The following is a 537-nucleotide window of genomic DNA, read 5'->3' as shown; positions in this document are numbered from 1 at the left end:
ATCTGGATCTCAGCCAAGCGGGGTTAGCGGACTATTTCACTCTGGTTTATAAAGCGGGGATTGGCGCCAGAATGAAACCGGCACCGGATATGTTTCAACAGGCGCAGCGCGCCTTACAACTGAGCGCCGCCCAGATCCTCCATGTTGGCGATCATCCCCACAGCGATGTGCTCGGAGCCCGCTTACAGGGATTTCGCACCGCTTGGCTGAACGAGCCACAAAACACCCTGCCGTCACTCTCTTTATTGCCAGATGTGGAGTTACACCAGTTGGCAGAGCTGGCCGATTTACTGCTCTGAGTGCCCAGTGCAGCAGATCCCTGATGCCAGCGCGTAAGCTGAATGGTGCATCAGGGACCTCTTGGCCATCTCCGCTAGCTAATCAGCTCGCTCGCTTAGCTAGCCACTGTTCGGCCGTGCTGAGCGCACTGTCGATTTGCGCGCGGGCGACACCGCCTTTGGCGACCCGCTTGGCGAGGGTCGCTTCCAGCTCCAGATTGGGGTAAACATCGTCACCAATCACTGGGCTAAAGCGCTG

At 57.9% G+C, this 537-nt stretch carries 2 protein-coding genes; one reads left to right on the top strand and one right to left on the bottom strand.

The genetic code is table 11. The annotated features are described in order from the left end of the window. The coding region (locus CUC53_RS18185; protein WP_157798331.1) for an HAD family hydrolase at nt 1-299 on the top strand (299 nt) is incomplete at its 5' end. 82 nt (nt 300-381) lie between these two features. Here CUC53_RS18185 and CUC53_RS18180 read toward each other — a convergent pair. After that, nucleotides 382-537 (bottom strand): argininosuccinate lyase (locus CUC53_RS18180; protein ID WP_100295397.1); only part of this gene is annotated, 156 nt, incomplete at its 5' end.

This window comes from Aeromonas cavernicola (assembly GCF_002795305.1).
Lineage (GTDB): Bacteria > Pseudomonadota > Gammaproteobacteria > Enterobacterales > Aeromonadaceae > Aeromonas > Aeromonas cavernicola.
Note: the sequence above shows the minus strand (reverse complement) of the source record. Positions and strands in the feature narration are given on the sequence as shown.